Annotated in this window: 23 protein-coding genes; all 23 read left to right on the top strand. The window is 37.6% G+C overall.

Annotation, left to right across the window (positions count from 1 at the left end; genetic code table 11):
* Positions 1-153: 153 nt before the first annotated feature.
* Positions 154-1,371 carry an ankyrin repeat domain-containing protein gene (locus tag E6C50_RS14390; RefSeq protein WP_136403931.1) on the top strand — a complete coding sequence of 406 codons (1,218 nt, stop codon included), beginning with the start codon at positions 154-156 and terminating at the stop codon, positions 1,369-1,371.
* A complete protein-coding gene (locus E6C50_RS14385) occupies positions 1,371-1,985 on the top strand; it encodes a hypothetical protein (RefSeq protein WP_136403930.1) in 615 nt (204 codons plus the stop codon). The genes E6C50_RS14390 and E6C50_RS14385 overlap by 1 nt, the downstream gene beginning before the upstream one ends.
* A 1-nt stretch (position 1,986) precedes the next feature.
* Positions 1,987-3,645 carry a hypothetical protein gene (locus E6C50_RS14380; protein ID WP_136403929.1) on the top strand — a complete coding sequence of 553 codons (1,659 nt, stop codon included), beginning with the start codon at positions 1,987-1,989 and terminating at the stop codon, positions 3,643-3,645.
* Positions 3,642-4,316 carry a hypothetical protein gene (locus tag E6C50_RS14375; RefSeq protein ID WP_136403928.1) on the top strand — a complete coding sequence of 225 codons (675 nt, stop codon included), beginning with the start codon at positions 3,642-3,644 and terminating at the stop codon, positions 4,314-4,316. Before E6C50_RS14380 ends, E6C50_RS14375 begins: the two co-directional genes overlap by 4 nt.
* Positions 4,317-4,318: 2 nt before the next feature.
* Positions 4,319-5,068, top strand: a complete 750-nt coding sequence (locus E6C50_RS14370) for a hypothetical protein (protein ID WP_136403927.1) — start codon at positions 4,319-4,321, stop codon at positions 5,066-5,068.
* Positions 5,069-5,215: 147 nt separating this feature from the next.
* Positions 5,216-5,734 carry a hypothetical protein gene (locus E6C50_RS14365; protein ID WP_136403926.1) on the top strand — a complete coding sequence of 173 codons (519 nt, stop codon included), beginning with the start codon at positions 5,216-5,218 and terminating at the stop codon, positions 5,732-5,734.
* A gap of 77 nt (positions 5,735-5,811) precedes the next feature.
* The gene (locus tag E6C50_RS14360; protein ID WP_136403925.1) at positions 5,812-6,135 is read left to right on the top strand and encodes a hypothetical protein; all 324 of its coding nucleotides are present in this window, start codon (positions 5,812-5,814) and stop codon (positions 6,133-6,135) included.
* A 113-nt stretch (positions 6,136-6,248) separates the two neighbouring features.
* On the top strand, positions 6,249-6,854 hold the full coding sequence (locus tag E6C50_RS14355) for a hypothetical protein (RefSeq protein ID WP_136403924.1): 606 nt from the start codon (positions 6,249-6,251) through the stop codon (positions 6,852-6,854).
* Between the two features lie 235 nt (positions 6,855-7,089).
* The gene (locus tag E6C50_RS14350) at positions 7,090-7,326 is read left to right on the top strand and encodes a hypothetical protein (RefSeq protein ID WP_136403923.1); all 237 of its coding nucleotides are present in this window, start codon (positions 7,090-7,092) and stop codon (positions 7,324-7,326) included.
* 3 nt (positions 7,327-7,329) lie between these two features.
* Complete coding sequence (locus E6C50_RS14345) at positions 7,330-7,548, top strand: hypothetical protein (protein ID WP_136403922.1); 219 nt, start codon at positions 7,330-7,332, stop codon at positions 7,546-7,548.
* A 180-nt stretch (positions 7,549-7,728) separates the two neighbouring features.
* The gene (locus E6C50_RS14340) at positions 7,729-8,208 is read left to right on the top strand and encodes a hypothetical protein (protein ID WP_136403921.1); all 480 of its coding nucleotides are present in this window, start codon (positions 7,729-7,731) and stop codon (positions 8,206-8,208) included.
* A 298-nt stretch (positions 8,209-8,506) separates the two neighbouring features.
* Positions 8,507-8,842 carry a hypothetical protein gene (locus E6C50_RS14335; RefSeq protein ID WP_136403920.1) on the top strand — a complete coding sequence of 112 codons (336 nt, stop codon included), beginning with the start codon at positions 8,507-8,509 and terminating at the stop codon, positions 8,840-8,842.
* A gap of 197 nt (positions 8,843-9,039) precedes the next feature.
* On the top strand, positions 9,040-9,966 hold the full coding sequence (locus E6C50_RS14330; RefSeq protein WP_136403919.1) for a hypothetical protein: 927 nt from the start codon (positions 9,040-9,042) through the stop codon (positions 9,964-9,966).
* A gap of 4 nt (positions 9,967-9,970) precedes the next feature.
* Positions 9,971-11,965, top strand: coding sequence for a TonB-dependent receptor plug domain-containing protein (locus tag E6C50_RS14325; protein ID WP_136403918.1), 1,995 nt, complete (start codon positions 9,971-9,973; stop codon positions 11,963-11,965).
* A gap of 40 nt (positions 11,966-12,005) precedes the next feature.
* The gene (locus E6C50_RS14320; RefSeq protein ID WP_136403917.1) at positions 12,006-12,872 is read left to right on the top strand and encodes an MbnP family protein; all 867 of its coding nucleotides are present in this window, start codon (positions 12,006-12,008) and stop codon (positions 12,870-12,872) included.
* A gap of 53 nt (positions 12,873-12,925) precedes the next feature.
* Entirely contained in the window at positions 12,926-13,945 is a 1,020-nt protein-coding gene (locus tag E6C50_RS14315) for a cytochrome-c peroxidase (protein ID WP_136403916.1), read from the top strand.
* A gap of 160 nt (positions 13,946-14,105) precedes the next feature.
* The gene (locus E6C50_RS14310) at positions 14,106-14,711 is read left to right on the top strand and encodes an SCO family protein (RefSeq protein ID WP_136403915.1); all 606 of its coding nucleotides are present in this window, start codon (positions 14,106-14,108) and stop codon (positions 14,709-14,711) included.
* A gap of 450 nt (positions 14,712-15,161) precedes the next feature.
* Entirely contained in the window at positions 15,162-15,995 is an 834-nt protein-coding gene (locus E6C50_RS14305; protein WP_168732832.1) for a helix-turn-helix domain-containing protein, read from the top strand.
* 18 nt (positions 15,996-16,013) lie between these two features.
* Positions 16,014-16,346 (top strand): YHS domain-containing protein, encoded by a 333-nt coding sequence (locus E6C50_RS14300; RefSeq protein ID WP_136403913.1) that lies wholly within the window; start codon positions 16,014-16,016, stop codon positions 16,344-16,346.
* Between the two features lie 696 nt (positions 16,347-17,042).
* Complete coding sequence (locus E6C50_RS14295) at positions 17,043-18,509, top strand: c-type cytochrome (protein ID WP_136403912.1); 1,467 nt, start codon at positions 17,043-17,045, stop codon at positions 18,507-18,509.
* The gene (locus E6C50_RS14290; protein ID WP_136403911.1) at positions 18,502-19,854 is read left to right on the top strand and encodes a c-type cytochrome; all 1,353 of its coding nucleotides are present in this window, start codon (positions 18,502-18,504) and stop codon (positions 19,852-19,854) included. The genes E6C50_RS14295 and E6C50_RS14290 overlap by 8 nt, the downstream gene beginning before the upstream one ends.
* 4 nt (positions 19,855-19,858) lie before the next feature.
* Positions 19,859-20,023, top strand: a complete 165-nt coding sequence (locus tag E6C50_RS17765) for a hypothetical protein (protein ID WP_168732830.1) — start codon at positions 19,859-19,861, stop codon at positions 20,021-20,023.
* A 766-nt stretch (positions 20,024-20,789) separates the two neighbouring features.
* A complete protein-coding gene (locus E6C50_RS14285; protein ID WP_136403910.1) occupies positions 20,790-22,478 on the top strand; it encodes a GEVED domain-containing protein in 1,689 nt (562 codons plus the stop codon).
* The last annotated feature ends 5 nt before the right edge of the window (positions 22,479-22,483 follow it).

Raw genomic sequence — 22,483 nt, 5'->3', positions numbered from 1 at the left:
ATACTATGAAAAACAAGAGATTCTTGCTTTTGGTAGCCATCGCGACTTACAACTGCAACGGTAGCCTAATAATTTAAAAATACAGTTTACTTTTTAGAACCTCCGGAGGCATTGCTGTCGGAGGTGATTCAACAACCAACCAAATAACAAAACATGGATATTAACCAAGAACTTGTAATCGCTGCGGAAGCCGGCGATATTGAAACGGTAAAACAAATGCTTGCCAAAGGTGCCGATGCCAGTGCTATGGGGCCTAATTCGGGCGCTTTACATTGTGCGGCAGCCTACGGTCATCGTGAAATCGTACAACTTTTGTTGCAAAACGGAGCCAACCCAAATGTGGCGGATAACCAATCGTTTTATCCGATCCACCTGGCCACCGCCTACAAACATATAGACATCGTTCAGGATCTGATTGCACACGGGGCTAAAATCGACGTGGTAACTTCCAGTCAGGGAACGATTCTTCACGTGGCTGCGGCAAACGACTTCTACGAACTAATCCAAATATCGGATGTCAAAAGAGCCCTACTCGAAACCAGAGATCACGAACAGAAAACGCCGTTAAACGTAGCCGCTTCGCTCGGTAATTATGCGTTTGGATGGCGCCTTATTGACAGGGCGGGTGCAGATGTAAACACCTTGGACGAATACGGATTTTCGCCTTTACTTAATGTTTTGATGCGTTTGGGACAAGCCAAAGTCGAACATTGGGAATCGGAAGGAACTAATTCCGGTGTTTATGTAAAGTACCTGATCGAAAACGGCTGTTTCCGTTATATAAAACCGTACAATGGCGGTGAAAATGAAAAAGGACGTGTGCTTTCGCTTATGGATCAGTACGACATCTCCGGATATTCCTGGGGACCAACCGAGCATCGCAACTACGTAGGATGTATCTATCTTGCCAAAGATCTTATCAAAAAAGGTGCGGATGTTAACATTCGCGGTAACAATGGCAATACTCCAATGATCATGGCTTGCTCTGCCGGTGAACCGGAAGCAATCAAGCTATTGGCCAAAAAAGGAGCTTCTTTTGACGTTAAAAACGAACAGGGAATTGCGCCTTTACATTACGTTGCGCGCAGTAAACGTGTCGACGGTTTGAAGACTTTTCTTAAACTTAACGAAGGTGTCGACATCAACCAATTGGATGGAAACGGATGGACAGCCGGACATTATCTTGCCGATACCGGAGGACCTACCGAAATGGCAAAAATCCTGGTAAAAGCCGGTCTTGATACCACAATTGGAAGTACAAACCAGCTGGGACCACTTCCTCCGGGAATCACTGCAAAAGAAGTAGCCGAACACTGGAATGACGACGAGATCGCGAAACTGCTAACCCCTAAAAAAACAAAAGCAAAATAATGGCCAGATCAAAACCTATCGGGCTTAGACAAATTGACAAACCGGAGGATCCGAGCAAAGTAATTGTCTCTTTTCCAAAACCGGCAGACGTTCTGGCCGAACCCAAACATTTCGATCAGGAAATTCTGTTACCACAATACAGTATTCCGGGGAATGTTATTAAACCCGAATTCGCGGATCTGATATTTCATTTTATCGTAACACCGGTTTTTCTGGATTATGCCGATTTTAGACTTACCGCCGACAATAAATACGAAATTGTATCGTATAGTGAAACGCCAATCGCCAATTTCGACGAAGAGTTTATCGAATGGTGTGCCGATGAAATGTCGGATAATTTTCACGGATACGAAGACGAACCAACTTATTTCGAAGTCGACAAATCGGTAACACGTAAAAGCCTTTACATGGGCGGAGAACCCATTTGGGACCAAACCACCTACGAAAAAGACCATGTGCGCAAAACCGATTATACGCTCGACATCTTTAAAGATGAAAACGGTGAGCTAATGCAGTACATTGCCACACTTTACGACAGTAGAGTCTATGGTTCTTACAACCTGTTCTATTCGCCTAAGACGCGTTTAATACGGCAATTTCACCAATCGACTTAAAATGAAAGCACTTAATAGCCTACAGGCCGATTTAAACCGCCTTTATGAAGGTCAGGATACAAAAAAGGCACTAAAACTTGTATTCAACGGAAAAGAAAGCGCCCTCGAACAAATGCGTGTCTTTGAGAACGGATTTTGGTTTGTGGCTCCTTTTGTATTCGGATCAACCTCCCGCGAGACCCTAACGGCATTGCTTTCACCTCGCATGACATCTTTGAAGGATGCTCCTGTGGTGGGTGTTTATATCGGTTTAGGCTATGCTACTCCAACAGCCGTCACCCGAGCACCAAACCTAAAAGCGTTGATTCCAATGCTATACCTGAGTTTGATGGAAAACGCTACCAAGATCAAAGCCTTGAAATCGGATCTGGATGCTGCAATCAATCAGTCAAAGCTGCTTTTTGATTATTTGGGCGAAGGCGACCTCGATTTTCTCAAGTCCTATCTGTTGGATGAGAAAAACCAGGAGCGTTTTAAAAAAGCAAAAAAGAACCAGGATTCTTTTTTCTGTGATTTTTGGAATCATTACTACGACACGCCCGAACACAAAAAAGCGTTTGATCTTTTTGCTCAGTTAATTGACAACAAGAAATTCCTGCCCGAATTCCAGGAGGAAGATTATGGTATCTGGAATGCCTACGTACGTAGTGTACTGACGCAACGTGCTTACGATCTGGAACCTAAAAACAAGACCCAAATGGAAAAACGGTATTCGCATTTATGGAAGTATGCCTGTATGCCACACGGATTGGACTGCGACACAATGCCTTTTAAGAAATACCAGTACTACTACGGTAACTCTAAGGACATGATGTGGCACGTGAGTCTCTCCATTAATTCAGCTCTCGAACACGAAGGCTTTTTGCCGGATGCTGTAGCCAACCATCCGTTGTATGAAGCCACGACCCTGATCGAAGGCAATCAATACGCAGGAGAGAACCATTTGATGGCCGCAAAGCGTTTCGATCAGGAACTTAACGATCCCGAAGCCTGCTGGAATGCCTTGGTGTCGACAGCCTATTGGGCGGGTCATGCAAAACGTCTGGACCTCGTAGAAGCGTCATGGCAATATGCGATCGACTTATCGAAAAGACAAGGTTGGAACGTCTTACACGAAGTACTTAGAGATCAATGGGCTTTTTACGAGTATCACAAAAATGACAGGCTCGAAAAAATGGATCGCACTAAGACGTTTTTAGCCGATTTTATCCGCATCGAGGCCGATGCATTGTACGCTAATGACACTTCCAAGATACGTCAATTACATGCGATGACCGATTTAACAAGGAGTTACTACAGCAAAATCAATTTCGAATGGAAAAACGTTCAGACCTCGGAAAACGAACAACCCAAACCGCGTCACCTGTATGAAATCGTACAATACGACCATCAGCATTACGAGGAAATCTGGGTCTGTTATCTGTCTGCCGCCAATCCAAAAGAAATGACGCTGGACGATTGTTTCGTGCTGGCACAAATCAACGGCGAACCAAAAATAATCGCACGCTTTACGCCAAAGCAAACCGATTACGACCGATGGGAGCTCGTTTCAGGTGACTCGGATGTCATCGGTTACACCACAAACACTTATATTACACAACAACATTTTAATACGCCCATTGATGCAAAATGGGAACGTGATTTACTTCGAAAACTATGAAAAAATTCTTTAAAATCGGCTGCGTAGCGTTTATCGCTCTAATAGCCATCGCCTATGCCATTTATTACATTCAAAATGGACCAACCGGCCCCACTCAGGCGGTTAAATTTATGAATACGGGAACCGAATTGCGATCCGTAACCTTTGAACAGATAATGCCCGACGGGAAGTTGGAGAATGCTTACACTATCAACGACAAAATCAAACCCGGTGAATTTCTTATCAAACAAGTTCCGGCTGGAAATTATAAAGTATCGGTTTGGGATACGAACGACAGTTTAGTTAAAGCGTCCGACTACAAAATTGTACTTCCAAAACCGGATGAATCGAATTACGAACTGATGCGTTTCGATTTGGCAGTAGACAAATATTTTGTATTGGTTAACATGAACAGTTTGTACGAAGGCAATGCAATCGCCGAGCACATGGCCAATGCGATGGGTACAAAAAGCAATGGGATTCGTATTGCTAAGGTCTATGAAGGCGATTTACCCTTTCTAATCGAAGAAGCGTATACGATACGTACCATAATCGACCTTGAAGAAGATTTCCCGAGTAGCAAAAAGTACGGTAATGTTATCTACGGATTGTTTGCTATTCCGAAAGCACTACCGAAAGAGCAACTACAACGCGCTTTAATGGAAGAAATCGTCAAAAAAACAAAAGAATAAATATGAGAGAACAAATACTGCAATTACTTAAAAGTGATTCGTATCTGGGTTATATTAACGGAATCGATCTTTTCCTCGACAGCTACCGTAACAATTCGATCACCAGTGCTGATCTGGACCACGAAATCATCGAACGCACCTGCGCCGTTTTCCTGATCGAGAACTGGGCGGCATTCGAAGATTGGGACAGTACACTCGAACGTTTTATGGACGTATTGCCAGGTTATGGCGACTATCTGTCTCACGATGACATCGGACATCATTTGCGAGGACTGGCGATATTTATCGATGGGATTTACCAGGGCGAAATCGACCTTTCCGGTTTTTTATACGCTTCCGGAAACGTGTATATCAATGCGCAAACTGCGGCACAATCGCTTAAAGAATTTTTCCAACAACAAAATGATGATGAATCTACCAAATTATTCGAAGAAATCGAGACCTTTTTTGGTACTATTTCTTCCGGTCAATTCGGTGCGGCAGCAATTCTGACGGAATTGCGCGATTGGTCGGTCGAAATGGCACAAGGTTTTTATGTCGTGATGTCGCGTACGGAATACAATCGTATCTGGATGTTGCGCAGTATCTACAAAGTAGTCGATTCCCCAATTATTCAGGAACATATTTTCGACAAATTCCTAAATATTTTACGTCCGCTGCGTGTCAAATATGAAGAAAATGGGGAAACTGAAAAAATCGAGCCGTTAGATGAATTGATCGAAAGCATTGTTTCAGCGAGCAAAGGCGACTAATTGCCCCGAAAAATAAAAGTTGTTTAAAGAAATCCGAAAAGGATGCCTTATTAATTCCGTTCTTCGACATGTTGAACGGAATTATTTTTTAAAATTGTACTTGTAACAACCTATCTTTCGAAATACTACAACAACAAAATCCTAAAAATGGAATATACTTCAATTTACGGCTATATTAAAATTGATCGGGATTATCACAAGTCGGTCGATTTTATCAAAACTTTGAGAAAAGACAACACTTACCCGTTTATCAACACCAATATGTTTAGTTTTGGCGACTATGAAGTTCCGTATTATTATGAAAATATGCTATTTGGATTTGCCGCGACCTATAAGTATTTCGGATTGGACACCTCCGACTGGAATGATTTTATCCTAAAAATGGAACACATTCTCCGGAATATCGATTTTGAAAATGCGCAATTTCATGTGGAAAGCGCTTTAGGCGATTATACCTTATTTTGGGCGAATCGAAAGTCGGCTGCTACCGAAAAAAATGAAGCCGGTTTTCTATCTGAATACAGGTTGATCAAAACTGAAGAATGGTATTTTGGTTTTGGAAAAAGAAGTCCGTTTATTGGCTATCCGGACGATGAAATTGCCGATCCTAATCAGGATTTACGAAATAACATTCCTGATTTTGTATATCCGGTACCGAAGAAGTAGATTTTATAAAATCCGTGGCATTTGAATGTCCCAATCCTATTTTCATTTATTTCAAATTAGCAACAAATAAGACCTTTATGAATTACGCGATACAAATATTAAAAGAAAAACAAGTCCAATTGGTAGCACAATTACGGGAAGGCAATGCCAACAAAGCAGCCATTTTAAAGCAAAAGAAAGAGATTGATACCGCTCTAAACTGGCTCGAGACTATCGAAAAACAAAATTTGGGGCGTTTGTCGGATTACGAATGGATCGAACTTCCTTTTATGAATAATGGCTATTCGTCGTATAGAATTATGGATGATGGTGAAACCGACAACCGGGAACATTGGATTGAATTTAAAACACCAATTGAAGTTACCGCAACTGATTTTTTGGTACTCAAAAAACCAAAATAATACGATCGAAAATTTGGAAATCGGGAGTTCCTATACGCTGGAAGCATTCCGATTTTGTATATCCGGTACCGAAGTCGTAAATTTTATAAAACACGTTTTTTAGCATTCAAACCATGACCTATAAAGTCCTTCGAAAAACAAAAAAAATATACATCACTCCAAATACTATTTTCTATGGCGGCTCGGTGATTTGTTTTACCCCGGTAGTAATTAGTCTGGCTTTAGGTTTTGATGACAGCTTATGGATGCACACTCTGCTGTATGTTCAATTACTTGTTTTTTTTACATCAATAATCATCGGTATTTTTAAATTTAATAAATACAAAACTTTAAAAGGTGAATTGACATCCTCTTTGGAGTTCCTTCACGACGGTATACAAATAGATGACACCTTTTATGCGCTGGACAAAATAAAAAAAATAAGCCTGGAAAACACTTACGATTATAAAGGTCGCGTTGCTTTTTCGAGAGGCGATTTCGATGGAAAATACTCGAATGGTGTTGACAATTTATTACACTTATATTTGACTGATGGAACCATTATTCCTATTCATTTTCAACAAAATACAGAAAATCAAATCATCCAGGATAAAGAGCATTTTATACGCTACTGCAATGACGGGAAACTAGGTTATCTGTCACTATTGGATCTTTTAAAAATTACCGATTACAATCAAATTCAGCTTTTTAAAAAGGAAAATCTTACCCGATTTCAATAATTTCGATTACAATCGACATCATAGCTAATTAAACATTTTGACTTTATACAGATATTCAATATTTATAAAAAGATATCTTTTTACTTATACCATTCGTTTTTCAGTTCTATTTTTCGTAAATTATGGTATCATTTCACTCCAATATTTGGGTGCATTATGAAAATATTAATAGTTCAAAAACATAAATTGCTGTCTAAAACAACTACTTTTGTAGTACAAGACGCTGACTGGAATTATGGAAAACAATAAAACATTAGACACTATTCTTGCTGCAATTGGTGTATTAACCCTTACTGCAATTGTATATAACGGTTTGAAATCGTTAACCTCGCAAACCGAGACAGCCGTAATTTCTAAAGATGCAGTAAAGGCAATTCAAAATCCGGAAACAGCCAATAAGCTTAGAGAAGCTGTCGACAAATATCACGATACCGGCGATTGGGATCAAACGGAATTAAAATCGATACTATAGGCTATGAATCTAACATTAGGATTTATAGCCTTTTTTATTGCTATTGTGATCCCTGGCATTCTATTCAGACGCTTCTTTTTTTACGGTGAATTCTCCAAACAATTCAACACAAAAGATCCGGTACTCCATTCCATTTTTTTCAGCATTATTCCGGGTATAGTAATACAATTGGTATGTTTTACCATTTATGCTGCAACATTGGGTTTTGAAATCAGTTTCTAAGATATTTTCACCATCTTCAGAGATGTTACTTCTGATAACACTCAAGACACAGATCAGGTGACACAAAACTTTATCAACAATGACATAACCACTTTTTTCATTTACACTGTATGTGTTTTTGTTTTTTCAGCTCTTGTTGGATTTGCACTTAGCCGGCTTATAAGGATTCGAAAATGGGATATGAAATACAAACTATTTCGATTCCAAAATCAATGGTACTATGTTTTTAGTGGTGAAGTTTTAAATATGAAAAAATTTGAAGAAGCACACCGGTATTCTTTGAAAAATAAGACTTTTGAGCAGGACACTTTTATGACCTATGCCGATATATTATTATCAGTAAATGAAGACAAAAAAGAACTTTATACCGGATATGTCGTCGATTATGATTTAATGAGTGAGGACACCACCCAATTGGACAAAATTTATTTAATCGACACACACCGTTATAAAAGAAAGGAAATAAAATACGATCAAAATGGCACTGAAATAATTGATCCAAATGAAGAAAACACCTCTAAATCAAGAAACCTAATCAAAGTTCCGGGTGATATTTTTGTCCTTAATGCCCGAAATATTATAAACCTGAATTTAACTGGTAGTGTCTCACTAACTGTGAGACTATCGAAACCAACAATAAAGAACACTTACTATTATTAAATAGCTATTGAGTAATAAACTACATCTTTCCTCTGAAATGAGTAGTCAGTTTGAAATGAGATAAGCTATCAGATTAAATGCATATCTAGTGACTCAATTTTAGCATTGTTATATTCGAAGCGTCTATTTTTTGTCTATTTGATAAATCCATCGAGTATATTCAATCCGAAATTAGAAACTGACAAAAAACAAGTTACTTTTGTAAATAAAAATATTTCTATCTAAAATGGAATAATTAACTTTGCCTCAAATTTAAACTCTTTTAGTGAGAAAATCTATAGCCATATTAGCTCTTTTTATGCTTCTTAAACCTGTGATTCCGGTTTTGGAGTATATTGTATTTTATGACTATATCAAAAACGAACTTTGTGAAAACAAAGACAAACCAAAACTTAAATGTAACGGAAAGTGCCATTTAGCGAAAGAGATGGCTAAAGCATCCGATACTCCTGAAAAAGGAAACGAAAAGAAACATATCTCAATAGAAACAAGTATTGTTTTCTATAAAGATATCGAAGAGGATTTCGGTTTTAGTCCCCTTTTCTACAAATACAAATCAAAAATATCTTCAAATTATGATCTGTCCTATTCTCATTTAGAGACAGATTCTGTATTTCGCCCTCCGGTAGTTTAATTTTTACAATAGGATTATAGCGCCAGATATTGTTTTTCAACAATATACGAATGGATATGGTCTATATTCAGATGATAGCACTATTCTCTATTTTATCAGCGGTAGCTTTACATCGTCATAACGTTTTTTAAAAACAGCTTATTTCATGTAAACTGCCAGTCGATATCGTATCGTTTTAAATTAAACATTTACCTGAAATGAAATTTTTTAATTTTTGTGTAATTGCGGCCTTGTTCGCAGTTATAACTTCATGTACGCTGGATAAAACGGATTTTGAAGCGGAAACCAACCGGGATGTTACCGAATATTTTGAATTTAAAGAAGTTACTTCTTTAAATAGCGGTAATTACAAAATAAGTATTGCGGCTTTAAACGGGACTTTTTATAAAGGATATAATGAAATTCGCTTAACCATAATAAATACTCAAAACAATCAGACACTGAATAGTTCGGATGTCACTTGCTTGCCCATACTGACCAATTCCGATGGCAATAAAACTTCGTGTCCTCACCGATATAATTTGATTTATAACGAAGACGGTCATTATTATTCGGGATATGCCGTATTTACAAGTATAAGTAATCCAATGGAAAACTGGGACCTTTACATTGGTTTCACCGACAATAATCAGTTACATTCCGGTAATCGCCTTATATCCGTTCATAATCAACCAAATATGAATCTGAATATGACATCTTTTACGGGAAATGACGGTGAAAAGTATTTTATTGCATTGGTAGCTCCTCAGAAACCCAGAGTAGCCGAAAACGAATTGGTAGCAGGAATTTATAAATACAATCAGCCCACAGGACCTGCGGGAACATTTCCTGATCCGTCACAGTTTTCATATTCCGAAGTTCAAAATTATACTTTGAAACTGGATCCGAGAATGCCGGAACCCTCAATGGGTAATCATTCCTCGCCTAACAATGTTGATTTAACTCAGAAAACAGACGGGTTGTATTACGGAGTAGTTAATTACACCATGACCGGAAACTGGACACTGAATTTTATTATGCAGAATCAAAACGGACAAGTCATAAAAGGAACAGAAGTTCCGACGGATTTCACACCGGGAATCGAAGGAGTAAAAAGCGAACTTTATATTGACATTTTATTCTGATGCTATGAGATATATCACAATCGTATTGCTTTTTTGGGGAATGCTTGTTAATGCCCAGAATACTGAAGCAAAAAAGGACAGCATTAGAGAAAAAGAAATCAAATTAAAAGAAGTCGAAATTATTGTCGCTGCGAAAAAGAAAATCGAAACCGAAATGAAAATGGCAGTTTCTGTAGATCAATTTCTGGCTTCCTCCGATCAGATCAGTTTTATTAAGCGTGGCGCATATGCATGGGAACCATTGTTAAACAATATGAGTACAGAACGTTCTGTCATCACTATTGACGGAATGCACGTTTTCGGAGCTTGTACAGACAAAATGGATCCGATTACGTCTTATGTGGAGAGCAATAATCTATCGACAATCGATATAAAATCAGGTCAGGAAGGTGGCATGCACGGCTCAACCGTAGCGGGAAGCATCGATTTGAAAAGAAAAAATTCAGCATTTAGCGAAAAGCAAGAATGGAAAGGCGCTTATCAATCGGGTTTTGAATTTAACAATAAGCAGTTTTTCAACCTTGGAAACGTCTCTTTTGCAAGTCATAAATTCGTAGCAGACGGAAGTATTTCCTATCGAAAGGCTGAAAATTATTTTGATGGAAATAACAATGAAGTGAAACATTCGCAATTCAAAAAGTTCAACACTTCTTTAGGTTTGGCTTACAAAACGAGTACTTTATCTTCTTTACGTGCTGATGCTATTTTTGATGTGGCAAAAGATGTAGGTTATCCTGCACTTCCGATGGATTTATGGCTTTCAAGAGCATTGATCACTTCGGTTGCCTACAAGCAATTGTTTAAAGAAGGATTGGTAAGAGTCTGGGATTCGAAAATCTATTTTAATGCCATCGAGCATTATATGGACGACACCACCCGACCTGAAAACCTGGTGCATATGGATATGCCGGGCTGGAGTACAACGTATGGATTGGTTTCTAAAATTAATCTAAAAAAAGAAAACTACTCTTCAGAAGTTCAGCTGAATGCATATCATAATGTTTCCATTGCCGAAATGCGAATGTATCCGCAGAATCGAAGTAAACAAACCATGTTTGCCTACAGCTGGCCTTGGGTTACTACTCGTTATGCAGGCCTTTCAATAAACAATGCATTGGAGATTACTGAAAAAAGTCAGATCAATTTTGGCGGTTCTTTAGGCATGAATTATAATCATTCCAAATATGTGGATTTTAATTGGATTTTTCATCCTGGAGCTCCCCAGGAAAAAACCCGTTTTTTACCCAGTCTTTATGCCGGTTATACGATAGATGTCAAAAAGTTTAATTTTTCTGTCGGAGGTGGTTATGGTCATCGCGCGCCATCCGTTTCAGAAGGTTACGGCTATTATATCTATAACAGTTTCGATCGTTACGATTATATAGGAAATCCTGATTTAAAAAATGAAATTTCGTATGAAATCAATGCCGGGGCAGGTTTCACTGATGAAAAGTTTAGCCTTAAAGCCAAAGCAAACTATTTTTATATTCAGAATTACATCATCGGAAGAATTTTAAGTATGGGTAGCCCTATGAACTATCAATCAGTTGGAGTAAAAGGATACACTTCTCTTGACTATGCTACTTTGTTTAATTTTTCACTTAACGCTCAATACGACATACTGGAACATCTGCATTGGAAAGGAACCTTGACCTATGCCCGCGGAAAAGATAATAAAGAAGGAAACCTTCCTTTTATACGCCCGTTGAGTTATCAGACTTCATTACAGTATCATTATAAAAATTTCGGTTTTCAGACCGCTTTAAACGGTGATTTCGAACAAATTAATTACAGTCCTGAATATGGAGAAGACAAAACACCTTCTTACAGGGTTTGGAACCTGTCTGCTGATTATACTTTTTATATCAACAATTTCAAAACTGTATTTCAGATCGGTGCCGAGAATGTCTTAAATGAATATTACAGTACTTATGCCGACTGGGGGAATATCCCAAGAATGGGACGCAATATTTTTACCTCGTTAAAAATCAATTTTTAATTATAAAATCAATTAATAGTAACAACTAAATTTTTCAAAAATGAGAAATCTTAAAAAGTACCTTTTATTATCTGCTATTTCATTAGCAATTGTATCGTGCAGCAGTGATGATGCAACACCAGTAGCCAATAACGTAACGCTATCATTCAAAAACACCTTTGGGGATACCGAGATTGTTTTAGGGGGAGCGACATCTTCTGCGGCAACTGTAAACACATCTGATGCGGGTCAGGTTCACCATTTTTCGGAACTGAAATATGTAATCAGCAACATTCGTCTGGTAAAAGCAGATGGAACTGAAGTACCATATAACATAAACGATTTGGATAAAGGAGCCACCGTTATTAACCATGCCAATCCTTCAACATTAAATTATGTAATGAGTAATATTCCTAGCGGAGAGTACAAACAAATTAAATTCGGACTGGGAGTAAGAAGTGACCTGAATACTTTAAATCAGGTAAGCTTCCCTAACTTCTATGCTACTGCCGGTGCCAATGACACTCAGATGATGTGGGAATGGGGAACGGGATATCGCTTTACCAAAATTGAAGGATTTTATGGTACCGATAATAAAGAAATGTCTATTCACACCGGAAGTACTGTTGAAGGTTCTGAAGGGAGTTACACACAAGGTGTTGATGCCTACAGAAATATTACTTTGGATCTGCCTGTAAACGCTGTTGTCGGCAATCAGTCGCCTAAAATTAAAATAAAAGCCGACTTTAATAAACTATTAAGCGGAACTACTAATACGATTACATTATCAACCGGAACAGGAATGGGTGACAATGCTACACCTAATATTCACACAGCTGTTCAGATGGTAAAATTTGTAGATAATTTAGGTGGTAACGGAACAAACGATCTAAAAGGAATGTTCTCTGTGAGTACCGTAGAAAACTAATTGATACAAAGAGCCGTCTTAAACAGGCGGCTCTGTTAAATACTTCATATAAGATGAAAGTTTTTTTAAAAATTTCATCTCTTTTATTCTTGTCAATGTCTTGTAGCAATGACAACTACGAACCGGTTTCATATGATAATCCCGAACTATCGTTAAATATTCCCGTTGGTTTTCCGGAGCTGAACAATTCATTTTACACCAACAAACCTACAAAATACGGAGTTGAATTAGGAGAAAAACTGTTTAATGAAAAACGCTTTAGTGCAGACAATACTATTTCGTGCGCAAGTTGTCACAAGCAATCATCTGCCTTTGCCGACAATAATATACAGGCAATCGGAATTGAAGGAAGAATCGGGCTTCGCAATACACCGCCGGTTCAAAATCTTGCTTTTATGAAATTTTACAATTGGGATGGAAGCAAACTAAGTTTGGAAAATCAGCCCATTGTACCCATTATTACACATGAAGAAATGGATTCTTCTATTTTAGAAGTCATTGGTAAAATTCAAAATGACACTTCATACAAAACACTTTTTCAAAAGACATTCGGGGATGAAAATATTACACCCGAACGAATTTACAAAAGTATTGCCCAGTATGAATACACGTTGATTTCTGCCAACAGTAAATACGATAAAGTAATGCGAAATGAAGGAGCTACTTTTACCGAAAGTGAAACACAGGGCTATTTGGTTTTTCAGCAAAAATGCTCCGGTTGTCACAGTACAGAACTCTTTACCGACCAAAGTTTCCGAAACATAGGATTTCCGATTAACCCGAATTCGAATGAAGCAGGGAGAGCAAGAGTTACCGGGAATATGCAAGAATATATGAGTTTTCGAGTACCGTCTTTACGTAATGTAGAATATACCGCACCTTATGGAAGTTTTGGACAATTCGCGACACTTAAAGATGTTTTAGATTATTTTGATAATGGCGTTTTAGATGCCGATAATTTAGATCCTGTATTTAAAAACAATGATAAAAGAATTCCGCTGACCGAACAAGAAAAAGGATATCTTATTTCATTTATGAAAACGTTAAGTGACGGCAGTTTTACAAATCATTAATATTAAATTCTGATAACTATAATTAGTCTGAGACAGTACTAGCTTACTTTAAATTGTACTATAGAAAAACCCCTATCCTGGTCTTTCCTGTTTTAATAAAGCAATGCAATCTTAGAAAAAATTAAAAACTATATTTACAATATTTTATCATCATTTTCGAATGGAAAAATTAGTAGGAAGCATACTGTTAGGACTGGTATTGTTGTCGTGTACGAACCGACAACAAAGATTACCTTTTCTGGGGAATCCGGTTGTAAAAGGACAAGACACCCTCTATCCGAAGATTAAGAATTTTACTTTTATTGATCAGGATAGTATAACGGTGACGAATAAAACATTTGATGGTAAAATATATATCGCCGATTTTATTTTCTTGTCTTGCCCTACGATTTGTCCTAAAATGACCGTTGAGATGCTTGCTGTTTATCACAAATATCAAAACAATCCAGATGTTGCTTTTTTATCGCATACGATAGATCCCGAACAGGATACGATAAAGCGATTAAAAGCATATTCCGAAAACCTAGGAATTACCGGTAAATGGCATTTTGTAACCGGTAATAAGGAAAACATCTATAAGATGGCAACCGAAAGTTATTTTATGACAGCTTATCCCGATGCCAAAGAACCGGGAGGCTATGTACATAGCGGCGGGTTACTATTAATAGATCGTAACCGACATATCCGTGGTGTTTACGACGGAACTAATCCGCAGGAAACAAAACGATTAATCGCTGATATAGCCTTATTATTAAAAGAAAAATAAAGCAGTGAAAAAGATTACAACCTTTTTTTTACTTATTGTATTTGTGTTTCAAAGTACGAGTAACTTTTGGATCATAACTTCTTTTTATATAAATCAGGACTATATTGCTGAGAACATATGTATCAACCGGTTTGATAAAATTCCGGTTTGTTATGGTAAATGTTATCTATCCAAACAGCTTAGGGAAAATGACAAAAAAGAACAAAAGCTTCCTAATATAAAAGAAAAAGAAATTCAACTCTTTTATTACCACGATTTTTATTTTACGATCAATAAAGTAACCGATAACAGTTATTGCATACATTATCCCCAGTACAGACCGGAATTCTTTACAGAAGAATACCTTTATTCTGTATTTCATCCTCCGAAGCAGAACGCCTAAAATACCGTTTAAAATTTTTTAATTTAAATGAAACCATTATGCAAACCGGATATTTAACTGTTTGTAACATGGGTTTATTCGGCGATAATGCTGTTAGCTTCTGGATGGAGGACCTGACGGGTATTCTGGAGCGGTTTCCGCTATTGGAATGTCCACACAAACAGGATTTTTTTGCCATTTACAGTGTTGAACAGGCGGAAGGCGATATCTATATTGATAATCAAAAGATTAAGCTAGAACCGCAAAAGGTTATCGTAGTTAGACCTCGTTGCATCAGCAATATAAACATTAATAAAGCAGCTAAAGGAAAGCTGATTTGTTTTACAGAAGACTTTTTTTCCCTGCGTTACAATAACAATATTCTGCATCACTTTTCTTTTTTAGAAAGGGAAGCATTACCTTATATCAGGTTAAATGATACTCAGATAGCGCGCTGGGAAACATTACAACTTTTTGTTGATAGCGAATTTAAAACCAAAGGAAAGGAAACGGGCAAGGTGCTCCGTTCGTATCTGAATATTTTATTATTTGAGTTGGAACGACTTTATAATCCTTTAGGAACACCAAAAGAACATTCACTCCGACAAGAGAAGATACAACTTTTCCAAAAGTTAATCGATCAGAATTTTAAAGAAAAGAAGTTACCTTCCGACTATGCCGCAATCTTAAATGTAAGTCCGAATTACCTGAATAAAATGTGTAAGGAAGAAACAGGACTCACTGCCGGCGATCTGATCCGGAAGCAAATCGTATTGGAAGCACAGCGATTGTTGCTCTATACTACGGATACTATAAACGAAATAGCCGATAAACTCGGATTTGAAAACGTATCTTATTTTGTGACTTTCTTTAAAAAGCAGGCTAATGTTACTCCTGAGCAATTCAGAAGAACTGAAAAATAAATCGTAAAAACAAACACCATGAAAATAAAACATAACAAACTTATAACAATACTACTGAATACAATGGCATTGTTGGTGCTAACAGTCTTTTTCAGTTGCCAAAAAAAAGAGGCCGGAAATACTTTAAGGAGTTCTAAGCAACTGATTCAACCGGAAAATCCGCTTAATAAACTGAAATACGATAATACAATCGATTTTTATTGTAAAATGGATATAACCCGGTATGGCGTTAGTGATACACTTCACTATAAGGGAAAATTATACGGTTTTTGTTCTAAAATGTGCAAAGATGAATTTCAGAAGAACCCGGATTCATACCTTATCGATAAAACGGTTTTGGAGCATAAATAACCAAAAGTGTAAAAAGTAAAATAAAAGTACTTTTTATCTAATGAAAGCGTTCCGTTTATTGAAATTTCCGGCTTGATTATTTTGAAAGTTTTTACTGATTAGTAGTCATCTTTGTGAAGTCAAAACAAAGCACAAAAGCAAAGAAATAATGCCTAAAATTTTTTATTTTTTTCCTTTTCTGGTTTTATCTGTACTGATTGTTGCTGTAAGCTATAATCAGGATCAAAAGAAAAAAAATGCAGAAAAAGAACCGGATATAGTAAATATTACAGGAACCGATTCTAATTCAAATACCAGCAAATTAATTAAAGTCTGATCTTTAAATAACGTTGTTACAGTCGTGTGTAGCGACCGGAATGGAGATCAGTAACGATAACTGTAACAGCTGACAAAAAACAGTTATTTATTTTAATTACAAGAGCCATTTTCCAAAGAAGCAGTAATGTTAAAAAGTACCCATTATTAGTAAGCTTCCCGAAAGTGGTTAGTTAAAGCCCCCGATGCGAAAGTATCGGGTTTTTTTGTATCCTATTTTTAGCGATAATAATGGTAATATGTTATATCGCGGGTTTTAAGGTGTAAAAAACGAAAAAAAAGTCCGCTTTCATGAAAAAGAAAGGAACGTTTATCTAAATATTCCGCTTTTTTATTTTTATGTCCGTGGCTGTATTCTTCGAAACTTTGTAAAAAAAATTTATGGATTTCCCAATGTTTCATTTGGACTGGCTCAATAATCGGATGCTGATTGCCGGTATTGCCACCCTGCATGTAATTATCAATCACAGTCTTGCTGTAGGTTTTATTCCTTTTATAACATGGTTAGAGCAAAAAGGAGTAAAGAAAAGTGCGGCCAATGAAGTAACCCACCAGGAGTGGGATCAAATGGTTTATAAAATGATGAAAGTAGCATTTATCATTACCACAACTATTGGAGCGATGACTGGAGTAGGAATATGGTTTTCGGCCTCACTAATAAGCCCGGCTTCGATAGGTAGTTTAATCCGTGTTTTTTACTGGGCATGGTTTACAGAATGGATCGTATTCGTTACAGAAGTTATTCTCATTATGATCTATTTTTTGACATGGAAGAACAGTAATAGCTCATTAAAAGCCAAGTTGCGACATATCCGCTTCGGCTGGTTTTTGAGTATCGCATCCTGGATAACTATGGCGTTAATTGTTTCCATTCTTGGATTTATGATGGATCCGGGAAACTGGAATACCGACAAAAGCCTGATAAATGGTTTTACAAACCCGATCTATCTCCCGCAATTGTTATTCAGAACTCCTACAGCTATGTTATTGGGAGGTATTTTCGGATTGTTGTTGGCTACTTTGTTTACCAAATCCGGATCGGAAATAAGAAAAATAGTAGTTCAGGCAGCCTCAAAATGGATATTGCTATGGGCGCCAATCACACTTATAGGTGCAATCATTTACTATAAGGCGATACCGGAAGCAATGACCGAAAATATGAGTACGGCAGTCGGAACAATGGACTTTGCGCAGTATTACGATTTATTGAAATATATGATTGTAGCAGGTATCGGATTAACAGTTATTATAGCTTTAATTGGCTTGTTCAAAACAAAAAAGATTAAGCCTTATATGGTAGTCATACCGGTTATTACTGCCTTTGCCTTTTTGGGATTCTTTGAGCGAGTAAGGGAATTTATTCGTAAACCTTATGTCATCGGGCAATATATGTATTCCAATTTATTACTGGAAGACGATTATGTGGTCTATCAACAGGATGGTGTTTTAAAACATGCTACCTATACTACAGTAACGGAAATCAATGATGAAAACAAGATTGAAGCTGGTAAAAATGTATTTACCATTGCTTGTAGCCGTTGCCATACGACACAGGGTGTAAATAGTGTGGTGGATGTCTTCGAAAGAATGTATGGTGTTGGTCAGCCGCTGGATGTAAATTCAATGGCTACTTATATTCCCAACATGCACAACGGAAGAAACTATATGCCACCATTTCCGGGAACACAACAGGAATCAGAGGCATTAGCCGAATATATACGATATGTCCAGGAAACAGGAGAATCACTGGAAGGTGCACAAACCGATGGTGTTGCTGTGAATCCTTCTAATTCTGTAAAAGCTGTTTTAGAGTATAAAAAAAGTAACAAAAAGACAAAAGATGAATAATAGCTTATTGATAGCCCTGCAATCCGGTTCAATACCGGTACCCAAAGATATCCCATTACCCTTGCCGCTACCGGAATGGTTACTGATTATACTATTAGTGATTTCATTTTTAGCCCATATTATTTTTGTGAACCTAATGTTGGGCGGATCACTATTAACACTTTGGACCGAAATAAAAGGATTAAAAGACAAAGAGTACGATATTCTGGCTCTCGAAATTGCCAAAACGACAACTGTAAACAAGAGTATTGCTGTAGTATTGGGAGTCGCACCGCTTTTAAGTATTAATGTATTATATACCGTATACTTTTATTCGGCTAATGCGCTAACCGGTTTGGTATGGATTGCGGTAATACCATTGGTAACCATAGCTTTTCTACTCACCTACCTTCATAAATATACATGGAAAACCCTAGAAAATAACAAAGCCGTTCATATTTCAATTCTGGCACTGGCGGTGGTAATCTTTTTATTTATTCCGTTTATCTTTCTAACCAATATCAATCTGATGTTGTTCCCCGAAAAATGGGCGATGGTAAAAGGTTTTATGGATGCTTTGCTGTTACCGAATGTCTTTCCGAGGTATTTTCATTTTATTTTTGCTTCACTGTCGGTTACCGGATTATTTTTATTCTGGTATATGAGTCGGAAGAACTATCCTTTTGAAACTATTTTTAACAGGCTAACCCGCTACGATATTCAACGCAAAGGCTATTCCCTGGCTTTGGTTGCTTCGATTGCACAGTTTCTGATCGGTCCTTTAGTATTGCTTACATTACCATCTAAAGGCATGGGATGGAATCTGATTTTAGTAATTCTCACCGGAGCTGCGATGGCACTTCCGGCGATGTGGATGATGTGGAAAGCGCTTTCCGGAGCCCAGGAAAATATGAGCCGGAATTTTTATAAAATTGCCCTGCTGCTCACCGTAACAGTATTATTTATGGGATCCGGAAGGCAGATATACCGGGCGAATTCATTAAAACAACACCAGGAACTGGTAAAAATCAAAACAGCAGCATTTCAGGAAATTAAAAAACAGGCTATCGCAAAGAGTAAAACAGCACAGACGAATGAAGCCAATGGAGCACTTTCGAAAGCCGATAAAGGTAAAAAAGTATTCAATCAATACTGTGCTGCGTGCCATAAACCAACGGAAAAGCTAGTTGGACCACCGGTAACCGAAATGCAATCCATTTATAAAGACAATGTTGCCGGATTGAAAAACTGGATTCGTAAACCCGGAAAAAAACGTCCGGACTATGCCCAAATGCCGGCATTCCCACAGATAGCTGATTCCGATTTGAATGACTTGACAACGTATCTTTTAACATTAAACAAATAAAACTATGGTAGCCGTATTTGGAATCATGATCGCCTTATTTATTGTTCTCGCGGTGATAAACCTTGTAAAGATCAATATGCTGGCATTACAGATTATTAAAGACAAAGAGCTTAATAATCAGGAAAACCCGAAAGAGAAAAAATATCAGTTTATTAAGGGACTGTATTAAAAGTAATACCCGCCTAGAAACAGGCGGGTTGTTCTAATTTAGAAAATCAATCCGAATATTTATATTTTCGGTTATAAGAGGTCTATTCACGAAAACAAATAGGTTCTACTATTTTGTGAAGCGTTACTTTTGTGCCGTGAAAAAAATACTTGTCATATTTGCTTTTTGGATGCTGCTAAAGCCGGTATTACCAGTTTTGGAGTACGCAGTAAATTATCAGTATATTGTAACAGAACTTTGTATCAATAAAGACAAACCAGCGGTTCATTGTAACGGAAAATGTCACTTAATGAAAGAGTTGGCTAAGGCTTCTGACAGGTCGGAAAAACAATTACCGGAAAAAAAGCTCTCGCTTTTGGAGAGCATTATTTTGTTTTACAAAGAGCTCGAATATTTTAAAATCTGTTATTGGACTCAAGCGGAAAATCGAAAAAGTCACTTTAACTACGACAATTCTTTCTATACGCATCTTATTAGCTATTCTCTGCTAAAGCCTCCCATTTTTATTGAATTCTAATACACCAGGATTCACCTCTCAGAAAAGCAGTCTATCTACCAGTATTCTGTTGGAGTAAAAAATATTAATTTCAAATGAATAAGAACCCAAAATCAAGCAAAATAGCCCTGTAGGTTCACTGTAATTGACTTTAAACTCTTATTTGGGATCACAAGCGGAAAGAGAAAGGCTATTAGCATTCCTGAAAACCATTATGGATTATGATCATATCAATAATCCATAATTTTACTTACAAACTTAAAAAAACCAATGAAAAACAACTATATTTTTTTACTGCTGTTTTTTAGCAGTATCGCAATGGGACAAAATACTGTCCAACCACAATGGAACACACAGGGAATAACCGTAGCCGGTGGAAACGGAGCTGGTTCGGATGCCAACCAGCTTATGATGCCCTACTCTGTTTTTGTAGATGAACAAAATAATATATATGTAGCCGATGCTCCCAATCATAGAATCCAAAAATGGTTACCCGGAGCAACAACCGGAATAACCGTAGCCGGAGGAAATGGTGCGGGAGATGGCAGTAATCAGCTAAACTATCCCACAGGAGTATGGGTTAAAAATGACGGAACAATTTATATTTTAGATAGTTTTAATGCCCGAATTCAGCAATGGTTACCAGATGCAATTACAGGAACAACTCTAGTGGGGAATAATGGCATAGGCAGCGCTGAAAATCAAATGAGCTATCCAGGCGGATTCTTTCTAAAAGGAAATGATTTCTATATCATGGATTCCGGAAACAGTCGTATTTTGAAATGGGGAATTGGCAATACTACAGGATCAGTCGTAGCCGGAGGAAGTTTTGGTGCCGGAATGAATCAATTAGGCAACCCTAATTTAAGCGGAACTGTCTATGTCGATAACGATAATGCTATTTATGTAACCGATTTCAGTAACAACAGAATCCAGAAATGGCAGTCGGGAGCAACAGATGCCATAACGGTCGCCGGCGGAAACGGTGATGGTTCCGGTAATAACCAAACGTTTACTCCTAATGGCATTTATGTGCTGAACGGTGGAATAATACTGATAGCCGAATACGGAAATAACCGGATTAGCCGATGGACAGAAAGTCAGTCGGAAGGTACGGTTATTGCCGGCGGAAACGGATCCGGTTTAGCTGCCAATCAGTTGAATTTACCAAGAGGTATGTTTGTCGCACAAAACGGAGATCTTTATGTAACAGACTTCGGAAATAACAGAATACAAAAATTTGAAGCCATTCCACAACAGCAACCTATCTGTACGGAAAATCTTGGTGGTGGCTTAGAGCCTTCTTTTGTGGAATTAAAAATCAACGGAACCAATTTCCTGCATACTACTTATGAAGAGCCCACAATATATTATCATGAATACCCACAGTCAGGAAATACCACAACCACATTAAATCGCGGACAGCAATATAGTTTTTACACTTTTACATCATCAGAAGCTGTCATCGGACTTTGGATTGATTACAATCGGAATAATATTTTTGAGGCGAATGAGTATACGCAGCTTGTAAATAATATGAGTTCTCAAAACACCAAGAATTTTACGGTTAGTACTAACGCTCTATTAGGAACTACCAAAATGAGACTTCGTTCCCGTGCTTATGGTAGTACAATTGAAGATAATGATGCCTGTACTCATTTCGGTTCCGGTGAAACCAGAGATTATACCATTACGATAGCCGATTCCAATCTCTCTTTAGGGGAAAATGAAGCAGTAAAAAAGGTTCGGTTGTTTCCGAATCCGACGCAATCCATACTCAATGTAATAGCAGTAGAACCGGTTTCTATAGCAATTCTTAGTCTGGACGGTCGGGTACAAATTCCGCGTAAACAGACCAATATACTGAACTTACAATCACTATCTCCTGGAATTTACATGGCTTTAGTATATGATGAAGAACTGATCGTTCGGGAGGTAATTAAAATAATAAAACAATAAAATAA

Origin of the sequence: Flavobacterium supellecticarium (assembly GCF_004801375.1) — a bacterium.
Classification (GTDB): domain Bacteria; phylum Bacteroidota; class Bacteroidia; order Flavobacteriales; family Flavobacteriaceae; genus Flavobacterium; species Flavobacterium supellecticarium.
This window is presented reverse-complemented; position numbering and strand designations above follow the sequence as displayed.

Coding starts and splice junctions, on each gene's coding strand:
- E6C50_RS14285 (WP_136403910.1), top strand. CDS start 20,790: ATGAAAAACAACTATATTTTTTTACTGCTGTTTTTTAGCAGTATCGCA.
- E6C50_RS14365 (WP_136403926.1), top strand. CDS start 5,216: ATGGAATATACTTCAATTTACGGCTATATTAAAATTGATCGGGATTAT.
- E6C50_RS14385 (WP_136403930.1), top strand. CDS start 1,371: ATGGCCAGATCAAAACCTATCGGGCTTAGACAAATTGACAAACCGGAG.
- E6C50_RS14380 (WP_136403929.1), top strand. CDS start 1,987: ATGAAAGCACTTAATAGCCTACAGGCCGATTTAAACCGCCTTTATGAA.
- E6C50_RS14295 (WP_136403912.1), top strand. CDS start 17,043: ATGGATTTCCCAATGTTTCATTTGGACTGGCTCAATAATCGGATGCTG.
- E6C50_RS14320 (WP_136403917.1), top strand. CDS start 12,006: ATGAGAAATCTTAAAAAGTACCTTTTATTATCTGCTATTTCATTAGCA.
- E6C50_RS17765 (WP_168732830.1), top strand. CDS start 19,859: ATGGTAGCCGTATTTGGAATCATGATCGCCTTATTTATTGTTCTCGCG.
- E6C50_RS14345 (WP_136403922.1), top strand. CDS start 7,330: ATGAATCTAACATTAGGATTTATAGCCTTTTTTATTGCTATTGTGATC.
- E6C50_RS14340 (WP_136403921.1), top strand. CDS start 7,729: ATGAAATACAAACTATTTCGATTCCAAAATCAATGGTACTATGTTTTT.
- E6C50_RS14360 (WP_136403925.1), top strand. CDS start 5,812: ATGAATTACGCGATACAAATATTAAAAGAAAAACAAGTCCAATTGGTA.
- E6C50_RS14290 (WP_136403911.1), top strand. CDS start 18,502: ATGAATAATAGCTTATTGATAGCCCTGCAATCCGGTTCAATACCGGTA.
- E6C50_RS14390 (WP_136403931.1), top strand. CDS start 154: ATGGATATTAACCAAGAACTTGTAATCGCTGCGGAAGCCGGCGATATT.
- E6C50_RS14370 (WP_136403927.1), top strand. CDS start 4,319: ATGAGAGAACAAATACTGCAATTACTTAAAAGTGATTCGTATCTGGGT.
- E6C50_RS14330 (WP_136403919.1), top strand. CDS start 9,040: ATGAAATTTTTTAATTTTTGTGTAATTGCGGCCTTGTTCGCAGTTATA.
- E6C50_RS14375 (WP_136403928.1), top strand. CDS start 3,642: ATGAAAAAATTCTTTAAAATCGGCTGCGTAGCGTTTATCGCTCTAATA.
- E6C50_RS14355 (WP_136403924.1), top strand. CDS start 6,249: ATGACCTATAAAGTCCTTCGAAAAACAAAAAAAATATACATCACTCCA.
- E6C50_RS14300 (WP_136403913.1), top strand. CDS start 16,014: ATGAAAATAAAACATAACAAACTTATAACAATACTACTGAATACAATG.
- E6C50_RS14350 (WP_136403923.1), top strand. CDS start 7,090: ATGGAAAACAATAAAACATTAGACACTATTCTTGCTGCAATTGGTGTA.
- E6C50_RS14305 (WP_168732832.1), top strand. CDS start 15,162: ATGGGTTTATTCGGCGATAATGCTGTTAGCTTCTGGATGGAGGACCTG.
- E6C50_RS14315 (WP_136403916.1), top strand. CDS start 12,926: ATGAAAGTTTTTTTAAAAATTTCATCTCTTTTATTCTTGTCAATGTCT.
- E6C50_RS14310 (WP_136403915.1), top strand. CDS start 14,106: ATGGAAAAATTAGTAGGAAGCATACTGTTAGGACTGGTATTGTTGTCG.
- E6C50_RS14325 (WP_136403918.1), top strand. CDS start 9,971: ATGAGATATATCACAATCGTATTGCTTTTTTGGGGAATGCTTGTTAAT.
- E6C50_RS14335 (WP_136403920.1), top strand. CDS start 8,507: ATGCTTCTTAAACCTGTGATTCCGGTTTTGGAGTATATTGTATTTTAT.